Origin of the sequence: Streptomyces sp. NPDC127098, assembly GCF_042722465.1 — a bacterium.
GTDB lineage: Bacteria > Actinomycetota > Actinomycetes > Streptomycetales > Streptomycetaceae > Streptomyces > Streptomyces millisiae.
In genome coordinates, this window is record NZ_JBHXFJ010000077.1 from 22367 (window position 1) to 30487 (window position 8121).

The window sequence follows — 8121 nt, forward strand, 5'->3', positions numbered from 1 at the left end:
GCGCGGCAGTAGGCTTCCTTGATCCAAGGCAGGGGCGGAAGGCGGTACAGGTGAGCTCTTCGGGGCTGGAATTGCCCCCGGGAAACGGGGACGAGACCGCCGAGGCGCCGACTGTCGCGGTGCCGGTGCCGCGCCCGGTGGAGATCGGTGCCGATCTCGACTGGAGCGCCGAGGACTGGTCCGAGGTGCGGACCCGCGTCGAGCGGGCCGGGCGCGCGTACGTCTGGCTGAACCTGGTGGAGCAGCGCCTGCGCTCGGTGGTGGCGGCGGTGCTGCGCCCCGTGTACGAGCCGGTGCACGGCGAGGAGTGGGAGGTGGCGGCGGCCGGGCCCACCGGGCAGGAGTGGGTGCAGCGGGCGGCCGCCCTGCGTGAGGTGAGCCGCCGCAAGGGGCACCTGCTGGATCCTGCCGATGACACCGTGCTCGCCTTCCTGACCCTGCCTCAGCTGCGTGAACTCATGGTGCAGCACTGGCCCTGCTTCGCGCCGTATTTGGACAACCGGCGCGAGGTGGAGCTCACCCTCGACGAGCTGGAGGTGGCCCGCAGCGCCGTCAGCCGCAACCGGGGCATGAGCCGGGCCGTGCTCGAACAGGCGGAGCGCGCCTGCGCGCGGCTGCTGCGGCTGCTCGACTCCGGCGCGCCGCCGTCGGACGGGCGACTGCCGGCCGACGCGGTGGAGCGCCTGGTGGGCGACCGGTTCACGGACGTGGCCGGGGTGCACCCGGACCGGGTGCGGTTGCAGCGGCAGCTGCCGGCCGAGGACCTGTTCTCCGGGGCCCGCAGGCTCGACGCGCTGGGCATAGGGCTCGGCCTGCTGGTGCAGAACTTCCCCGGCCGGCGGCTGTTCCGGCTCGCCGAGTCCGGCTGCCGGGTGCGGCTGCTCTTCCTCAACCCGGCGAGCGGCGCCATGCGGCGGCGGGAGCGCGAACTCGGCCTCAAGCGCGGCGAGCTCGGCAGGACCGTGGAGACCAACATCCTGCACGTGCGGCGGGTGCGCAGCCGGGTGCGGGACCCCGAGGCCTTCGAGATCCGGGTCTTCGACGACACGCCACGGTTCAGCGCCTACTTCGTGGACGCCGACGGACCCGACGGGGTCGCCGTCGTCCAGTCGTACCTGCGGCGCAGCCGGGGCATGGAGACGCCGGTGATGGTGCTGCGCCGGGCGGGCCGGGAGATAGTGCAACGGGACGACCCGCTGGCGGACGGCGAGCTCAGCCTCTTCGAGACCTACCGCGAGGAGTTCGAGTGGGCCTGGGAGGACTCCCGGCCGGTCTCCTGAGCGGGCCGCCGGGTCAGTCGCCTGGCGCCCGGTAGGCGATCAGCGTCCGCGAGACGGAGGCGAGGGCGAGCGTCGCGGCCACCGTCAACAGGCCGCCGCCCGTGATGGCCCAGGTGGGGCCGGCCGCGGCGCCGGCCAGGCCGTGGGCCAGGCCGCCCAGCCAGGGGCCGCCGGCCGAGATCACCGTGTCGAGACCCTGGAGCCGGCCACGCAACTCATCCGGCACGCACGCCTGGAGCAGCGTCGCGCGGAACACGCTCAGCAGCATCAGCGTCCCGCCGGCGGCCAGCAGACAACAGGTGGCCAGCCACAGCCGGTCGGTCAGGCCGAAGGCGGCGATGGCCAGGCCCCAGCCGCAGACGGCGACCGCGTAGACGAGGCCGTGCCGGGTGAGACGGGTGAAGGCCCCGGAGCAGAGCCCGGCCAGCACGGCGCCCGCCGAAATCGAGGCGCTGAGCACCCCGAGTGCGAGACCGCCGCCGGGCGGGTCGCCGAACGTCTCCTGCGACACCTCGGGAAAGAGCGCCGCCGGGTTGCCGATCACCATCGCGACCAGGTCGACCAGGTAGAGGGCGACCAGCAGCCGGTGGCCCGCCAGGTAGCGGACCCCGGCGGACAGCCGGGGTCGGTGCCCGACGCCTGCCGGGTCCCCCGGCGGGAGCGGCGGCAGCCGCCACACCGCGTGGACCATGGCGAGCAGCGCCAGCGCGTCGACCAGGTACAGCGGCGCCACGCCCGTGACGGGCAGCAGCGCCCCGGCGAGCAGCGGCCCGGCCACCGGGCCGAACCAGCGCACGGTGGCGTCCAACGAGTTGGCCGCCGGCAGCAGTTCAGGCGGCACCAGACGTGGCACCACGGAACGGCGGGCCACCGAGTTGGCGCCGAGGCAGCCCTGGAGGAGCGCCAGCAGCACGAAGAGCACGGCGACGGAGTCGACGCCGGCCGCCGCCTGGAGCCACAGCAGCGACGCGATGAGGGCGAGCCCGCCGTTGGTCGCGAGCAGCAGCCGGCGCCGGTCGAGCGCGTCGGCCAGCACCCCGCCCCAGAGCGCCGCGAGCACCAGCGGGCCGAGGGCGGCCACCGCCGAGAGGCCGACCCAGGCCGAGGAGCCGGTGATCTCGTAGATCTGCAGCGGCACCGCGACGGCGGTCAGGCTGGCCCCGGTCGCGGTCACCGCGCTGGACAGCCAGAGCCGACGGAAGGCCGGGATCCGGGCCGGCCGCAGGTCGGCGCGGAACCGGCGCCGGTCGTCGATCGCGCTCACGGGGCGGAGGACGCGCCTTGTCGCCGGCCGGTTCTGTGATCAGTACGGCTACTCGGCGAGGCGGTGCAGGAGGAAGAAGCCGCCGTAGGCGGGCCGGCCCTCGCGGCGCTCGCCGTCGGTGGCGATGTACTCGTCGAGGATGGCGAGGACGCGCGCGTTGAACTCGGCGAGCTCCTCGGGGGAGAGGTGGAGCATGAACCGCGCCAGCTCCGCGATCGAGCTCGGCCCCGCCTCGTGCAGCTCCTCCTGGAAGGCCAGCAGGGGGACGAGCGGGGCGTCCTCGGAACCGGCCTTGGCGAGCGGGTAGTCGAGCCACCAGGAGCGGCCGGTGGACCGGTACGGCTTCTCCAGGGCGCCGCTGTCGCCGGTGCGCACCGGGGCCGGCTCCAGGAAGCCGGCCTCGGTCAACTGGCGCACGTGGTAGAGCACCGTGCCGGGATCGCGGCCGAGCCGGTCGGCCAACTGCTTGTTGGTCATCTCGCGCTGCCCGCACAGCCGCAGGATGCGGGACCGCAGCGGATGCGCGAGCGCCTTGGCCTCGCGGACGGTCGCCTCCTGCCGCGAGGGCCGGCCGGTCGCTCCCTGTTCGCCCATGTGCGCAGCGTAGTCCACGGCTGAACGGCGGGGTCAGGTAGGCGATTGAGTTTTCTCCATCGATGTGGGATTGTCCATCGGTGACGAACGAGACCACCCTGGCCGCCGCCGTCGCGCGGCCGCCGCTCGGTCCCGCCTACTGGCGGCTGCTGACCTCCTCCGCGTTCTCCAACCTGGCCGACGGTGTGCTCAAGGTCGCGCTGCCGTTGGTGGCGATCCAGTACACCCGCTCCCCGACGCTGATCGCCGGGCTCTCGCTCGCGCTCAGCCTGCCCTGGCTGCTGTTCGCCCTCCAGGCGGGCGCGCTCGCCGACCGCGTCGACCGGCGGCGCGCCATGGTGTTCGCCAACTGCCTGCGCACGCTGCTGATGGCCGCCTTGGCGCTCGCCGTGGCGCTGGACGCGGGCTCGGTCTGGCTGCTGTACGCGGTCGCCTTCTGCGTCGGCGTCGCCGAGACGGTGTACGACACCTCGGCCCAGTCGATCGTGCCGCAGCTCGTCCACCGCGACCAGCTGGCGCGCGCCAACGGCCGCCTCTACGCGGCGGAGTTGGCCGCCAACCAGTTCGTCGGCCCCGCGGTGGCCGGGCTGTTGGTCGCCGCCGGCGCGGTGGCCGCCTTCGCCGCGCCCACCGCCCTCTGGGCGGTCGCGGTCGCGGCGCTGCTGCTGGTGCCCGGCACCTTCAGGACCGAGCGAACCGGCCCGGCCACCACCATGCGGGCCGACATCGCCGAGGGCCTGCGCTACCTGTGGAACCAGCGGCTGCTGCGGACGCTCGCCGCGATGGTCGGCGCCAGCAACTTCGCCTCCAACGCGGCGTTCGCGGTACTGGTGCTGTACGCGGTCGGCCCGACGTCGGCGATGGGGCTGACGGAGGGCGGCTTCGGCGTGCTGATGACCGCGATGGCGGTCGGCAGCCTGCTCGGCTCCTTCGTCGCCGAGTGGGCCGAACGGGCCCTCGGTCCGGCCCGCGCGCTGTCGCTGACCGTCCTGACCAGCGCGCTCGCCCTCGCCGTCCCCGCGCTGACCGCCAACCCCTACCTGGTCGGCGCGGGGTTCGCGGTCTCCGGGGTGGGGATCGTGATCTGGAACGTGATCACGGTCTCGCTGCGGCAGCGGATCGTGCCGAACGGCCTCCTCGGCCGGCTCAACAGCGGCTACCGGCTGATCGCCTGGGGCACGATGCCGCTCGGCGCGGTGGCCGGCGGGGTGCTGGCGCAGCTCTTCGGGCTGCGGGCGGTGTTCGCGATCACGGCGGCGGTGGTGCTGCTCACGCTGGTCGGGATGACGGTGGTGACGGACACGGCGTTGCGGGAACGTTCCGACTGACGGTTGGCCGGGCTGAGTCTCCCCCCGCGCACCCACCCGCGGTTTCGCTGTGCGCTGTGCGGGTGGGTAGCCGCCGCCCGCCGCGCCCACCCACCTGCCCTTGGCGGGTGGCCTCGCGCGGCAGGGGCCGCCGGGTGGCCCGGCGGCGCAGCCGCCATAGGCCCGGCCCCGCGCCGCGCAGCGCGCAGCGCGACGGGCCCTCGCGGCCGTGCCACCGCCCCCCAGGCGGATCGTAGCGCGGCCCCGGGCCCGCACGGCCCGGCGGCGCAGCCGCCGCGGGCCCACGGCCCTGTTGCGCCGGCACAGCGCGCAGCGCGACAGGCCTGGCGGCCGTGCCCCCCGCCCTGCAGGCCGCGCACCGCGCGACGCGCGGTCTCGACCACCGTCCCACCGCGCGAAGCGCCGAAAAGGGCGGGCGGGTGGGGAAACTCCGGCGCGAAGCGCCGGGACCCGGCACCGCCGGGCCGTCACCCCCCGCGCGGAGCGCGAAAAGGGCGGGTGGGTGGGGGAAAACCGCGCGGTGTGGGTCAGGCCGGCGGTGTCGTCGGGAGGCCCGCCTGGCGCCAGGCCTGGAAGCCGCCGGCCAGGTCCGTCGCTCGGGGGAGGCCGACCGCCCGGAGGGAGGCCGCCGCCAGGGAGGAGGCGTAGCCCTCGTCGCAGAAGACGATCCACCGCACGTCACGGTCCACCGCCTCCGGGACCGACGCGCCGCTCGACGGGTCGCAGCGCCACTCCAGGTGGTTGCGTTCGATCAGCAGCGCGCCCGGGATCGTGCCGCTCGCCGCGCGTTGGAACTCGGGTCTGGTGTCCACCAGCACCGCGCCGGCCAGCCACTCGGCGTGGGCCTCGGTCGGGGTCAGCCGGTCCAGCGTCGCTCGCGCGGCGGCCAGGTGGTCGTCGATGCCCATCGGTTCACTCCTCCACGGCGTCGGTCCGCAGCAGCCGCAGCCGTCCTGCCGGGTCCGCCTCGTAGTAGTTCTGGGTGGTCAGGGCCGGCGCGTAGGCGTGGATGCTGACGGCCGGCAGCGTTCCCCGGTTGGTGACCCGGTGGATGTGGCGCGGGCCGAAGGCGCGGGACTCGCCGGGGTTCAGCGAGCGTGCGGTGCCGGTGGGGCCGAAGGTGTCCTCGGTGAGCGTGCCGTCGACCACGCCGAAGGAGCCGGAGGCGCCGCCGTGGTCGTGGATCTCGGTGCCCTGGCCCGGCAGCCAGGTGAGCAGCCAGACCTCGTGCTCCGCGGTGCGTTCCAGGCGCAGGTAGAAGCGCTCCGGGGTGGTGAACCGGATCCGCGGCCGCCACAGTTCCGGGCGGGCGGCGAACCACCGTACGGTGTCGGCGAGTTCGCTGGGGGTGCGGGGCGCGACGACGGGCGCGGTCATGTGGGGGTCCTCTTTCCGGTGGTGCGGGTGGGCGTTCGGCGGGGGAAGCCGCGCCCACGGCACTACACCGGGCGCGACCGTCTAGCTCGGACGGTCGCCGCGACACAGCGCGCTGGCCACGCGGACGAGGTCCACGTGCCATCGTGAAAAGAAGCGCTTACTGGTCGGCATGGGGTACAGATTGACAGTGCCCGACCCTCATGGTCAAGCGGAGCCGGTGCGGTCCTTTACCGGGTGCCGGGGAATGTGTTCCAGTATTCGAGACCGGCGGGAAATATCTTGACGGCTGCCCGATCGCGCTGGCATGCTCACCTACCGTGAGTCAAGCTGACGTTCTTGTCGCGCGGCTGCACGTCGATCTCCGGCGGCAGGCCAGCGCCATCTGTGCCGTCGGTCGCTGAGCCCAGCCGACCGACGCTCTCTCGCGCTTGTCACACCCCTCCGCACGGTTCCGTGCATTTCCTCACTTTTCCCCGGTCGATAGTCAGCCGTTATCGGCGTAATCGGCCCGCGCCCGCGAGAGCGTTTTCTCGGCTGCCTCAAAACGAGATCGGCAACAGCAGATCAACGAAGAAAGGCAGCGATCAGCAATGACCACGACCGGCTTCGACGTCCGCCGGATCGGCGGGCGTATCGGTGCCGAGATCATCGGCGTGGACCTCGCCGGCGATCTCGATCCCGCCGTCGTCTCCGAGATCAACTCCGCGCTCCTGGAGCACAAGGCGCTCTTCTTCAGGGGCCAGCGCCTCGACGACGCGGCCCAGCTCGGGTTCGCCTCGCGCTTCGGTGAGTTGACCACCGCGCACCCCACCGTCCCCGCGGCGGACGGCCAGCCCCACGTGCTGGCGGTCAACGGCGAGGAGGGCATCCGCTCAAACCGGTGGCACACCGACGTCACCTTCGTCCGCACCCCGCCCAAGGCGACGACGCTGCGCAGCCTCGTCGTCCCGCCCTACGGCGGCAACACCCTGATCGCCAACGCGGCCACCGCCTACCAGGATCTGCCGGAGCCGCTGCGGGCCCTGGCCGACCGGCTGTGGGCGGTACACACCAACGACCACGACTACGCGGAGCCGAAGACGGCCAGGGCGGCCGAGCACCGCAGGCAGTTCGTCTCCCGGAAGTACCGGACCGCCCACCCGGTGGTCAGGGTGCACCCGGAGACCGGCGAACGCGGCCTGTTCATCGGCGGCTTCGCGCAGCGCCTGGTCGGGCTCGGGCCCGACGAGTCCCGCGACATCCTGCGCATCCTGCAGTCCTACGTGACCCGCCCGGAGAACGTGGTGCGCTGGCAGTGGGCACCGGGCGACCTGGTGCTCTTCGACAACCGCATCACCCAGCACTACGCGCCCGACGACTACGGCGACCTGCCGCGCCTGCTGCACCGCGTGACGGTGGCCGGCGACGCGCCGGTCGGCGTGGACGGAGAGCACAGCCGCGTCGTCGAGGGCGACGACGCCGCGCACTACACCCCAGCCGCCGCTGCCTGACCGGTCCCACCAGGATCTCAAGGCGCATCCCACACGAAAGGGAGCCGATGATGCGGCATCTCACCGCCCTCCCGGATCTCACCGACCTGTCCGACGTGGCGAACCTGTCCGACGTGACCGTGGCGCTGGTCCCGGAGGCCACGACCGGCACCGTGCCCCTGGTCGGCTACCTGGTGCTGGCCCCGGCCGGCACCCAACCGGCCCAACTGTCCGAGCTGTTGTCCGGGCGGGGCGCGACGCCCACGGTGGCCCCGGCGCCCCCCGCGGCCGCGCCGGCGCCGGCCGGCCAGGGCATCGTGGTGGACACCGAGGAGCGCACCGTCCGGGTGGACGGCGAACTGCTGCGGTTGACCTACCTGGAGTTCGAGCTGCTCGCCCACCTGGCCGGGCACCCGCACCGGGTGTACACCAGGGAGCAGTTGGTGACCACCATCTGGGGCTACGGCCCGGTCGGCGACCAGCGCACGGTGGACGTGCACGTGGCGCGGCTGCGCCGCAAGCTGGGGGCGGCCTACCGGGAACGCATCGTCACGGTGCGCCGGGTGGGCTACAAGTACGTCCCGTAGGACGGCGCGTGGCCGGCGGTGGCCAGGTCCGCCCCGCCGGCCGGCGCGTAGCGCCGCCACAGCAGTTCGGCGAGCTCGGGCGCCGCGCCCAGCGGCGCGGCCACCGCGTCGGCGCCCGCCTCGGGGGCGCCGGCCAGTATCCGGTCCGGCAGCCGTCCCGGAGCGATCACACAGGGGGCCACGGCCACCCGGCGGACGCCGTCCGCGCGCAACGCGCGGACG

General features: G+C 73.9%; 11 protein-coding genes. 5 read left to right on the forward strand and 6 right to left on the reverse strand.

The window, feature by feature from the left end:
- Window positions 1-50 precede the first annotated feature (50 nt).
- Entirely contained in the window at window positions 51-1280 is a 1230-nt protein-coding gene (locus ACFWI8_RS32020; protein WP_311604864.1) for an SAV2148 family HEPN domain-containing protein, read from the forward strand.
- A gap of 13 nt (window positions 1281-1293) precedes the next feature.
- Here the strand turns inward: ACFWI8_RS32020 and ACFWI8_RS32025 are convergent, their stop codons facing one another.
- Window positions 1294-2544 carry an MFS transporter gene (locus tag ACFWI8_RS32025; protein ID WP_387098733.1) on the reverse strand — a complete coding sequence of 417 codons (1251 nt, stop codon included), beginning with the start codon at window positions 2542-2544 and terminating at the stop codon, window positions 1294-1296.
- A 48-nt stretch (window positions 2545-2592) separates the two neighbouring features.
- A complete protein-coding gene (locus ACFWI8_RS32030) occupies window positions 2593-3138 on the reverse strand; it encodes an ArsR/SmtB family transcription factor (RefSeq protein ID WP_387098735.1) in 546 nt (181 codons plus the stop codon).
- A gap of 80 nt (window positions 3139-3218) precedes the next feature.
- Between ACFWI8_RS32030 and ACFWI8_RS32035 the strand changes: the two genes are divergently transcribed.
- Complete coding sequence (locus ACFWI8_RS32035; RefSeq protein ID WP_387098737.1) at window positions 3219-4466, forward strand: MFS transporter; 1248 nt, start codon at window positions 3219-3221, stop codon at window positions 4464-4466.
- Window positions 4467-4993: 527 nt separating this feature from the next.
- On the opposite strand, the gene ACFWI8_RS32040 is transcribed toward ACFWI8_RS32035, so the two are convergent.
- The 3 genes from ACFWI8_RS32040 to ACFWI8_RS32050 all read right to left on the reverse strand — a co-directional run bounded on the left by ACFWI8_RS32040 (window position 4994) and on the right by ACFWI8_RS32050 (window position 6014).
- On the reverse strand, window positions 4994-5374 hold the full coding sequence (locus ACFWI8_RS32040; RefSeq protein ID WP_387098739.1) for a rhodanese-like domain-containing protein: 381 nt from the start codon (window positions 5372-5374) through the stop codon (window positions 4994-4996).
- A gap of 4 nt (window positions 5375-5378) precedes the next feature.
- Window positions 5379-5843 carry a cysteine dioxygenase gene (locus tag ACFWI8_RS32045; protein ID WP_387098741.1) on the reverse strand — a complete coding sequence of 155 codons (465 nt, stop codon included), beginning with the start codon at window positions 5841-5843 and terminating at the stop codon, window positions 5379-5381.
- An 81-nt stretch (window positions 5844-5924) separates the two neighbouring features.
- On the reverse strand, window positions 5925-6014 hold the full coding sequence (locus ACFWI8_RS32050; protein ID WP_387098743.1) for a putative leader peptide: 90 nt from the start codon (window positions 6012-6014) through the stop codon (window positions 5925-5927).
- 29 nt (window positions 6015-6043) lie between these two features.
- Between ACFWI8_RS32050 and ACFWI8_RS32055 the strand changes: the two genes are divergently transcribed.
- The 3 genes from ACFWI8_RS32055 (at window position 6044) to ACFWI8_RS32065 (ending at window position 7899) form a co-directional block, all read left to right on the forward strand.
- On the forward strand, window positions 6044-6244 hold the full coding sequence (locus ACFWI8_RS32055) for a putative leader peptide (protein WP_387098745.1): 201 nt from the start codon (window positions 6044-6046) through the stop codon (window positions 6242-6244).
- Window positions 6245-6433: 189 nt separating this feature from the next.
- Window positions 6434-7333, forward strand: coding sequence for a TauD/TfdA dioxygenase family protein (locus ACFWI8_RS32060; RefSeq protein WP_387098747.1), 900 nt, complete (start codon window positions 6434-6436; stop codon window positions 7331-7333).
- A gap of 50 nt (window positions 7334-7383) precedes the next feature.
- Window positions 7384-7899, forward strand: coding sequence for a winged helix-turn-helix domain-containing protein (locus tag ACFWI8_RS32065; protein ID WP_387098749.1), 516 nt, complete (start codon window positions 7384-7386; stop codon window positions 7897-7899).
- Here ACFWI8_RS32065 and ACFWI8_RS32070 read toward each other — a convergent pair.
- On the reverse strand, window positions 7881-8121 hold a 241-nt coding region (locus ACFWI8_RS32070; RefSeq protein WP_387098751.1), incomplete at its 5' end, for a sirohydrochlorin chelatase. The genes ACFWI8_RS32065 and ACFWI8_RS32070 overlap by 19 nt on opposite strands.

What these genes read in the sequence shown, in the direction of transcription:
- ACFWI8_RS32030 (WP_387098735.1), bottom strand. Translation starts at nt 3,138, where the DNA reads ATGGGCGAACAGGGAGCGACCGGCCGGCCCTCGCGGCAGGAGGCGACC.
- ACFWI8_RS32040 (WP_387098739.1), bottom strand. Translation starts at nt 5,374, where the DNA reads ATGGGCATCGACGACCACCTGGCCGCCGCGCGAGCGACGCTGGACCGG.
- ACFWI8_RS32045 (WP_387098741.1), bottom strand. Translation starts at nt 5,843, where the DNA reads ATGACCGCGCCCGTCGTCGCGCCCCGCACCCCCAGCGAACTCGCCGAC.
- ACFWI8_RS32050 (WP_387098743.1), bottom strand. Translation starts at nt 6,014, where the DNA reads ATGCCGACCAGTAAGCGCTTCTTTTCACGATGGCACGTGGACCTCGTC.
- ACFWI8_RS32055 (WP_387098745.1), top strand. Translation starts at nt 6,044, where the DNA reads ATGGTCAAGCGGAGCCGGTGCGGTCCTTTACCGGGTGCCGGGGAATGT.
- ACFWI8_RS32060 (WP_387098747.1), top strand. Translation starts at nt 6,434, where the DNA reads ATGACCACGACCGGCTTCGACGTCCGCCGGATCGGCGGGCGTATCGGT.
- ACFWI8_RS32065 (WP_387098749.1), top strand. Translation starts at nt 7,384, where the DNA reads ATGCGGCATCTCACCGCCCTCCCGGATCTCACCGACCTGTCCGACGTG.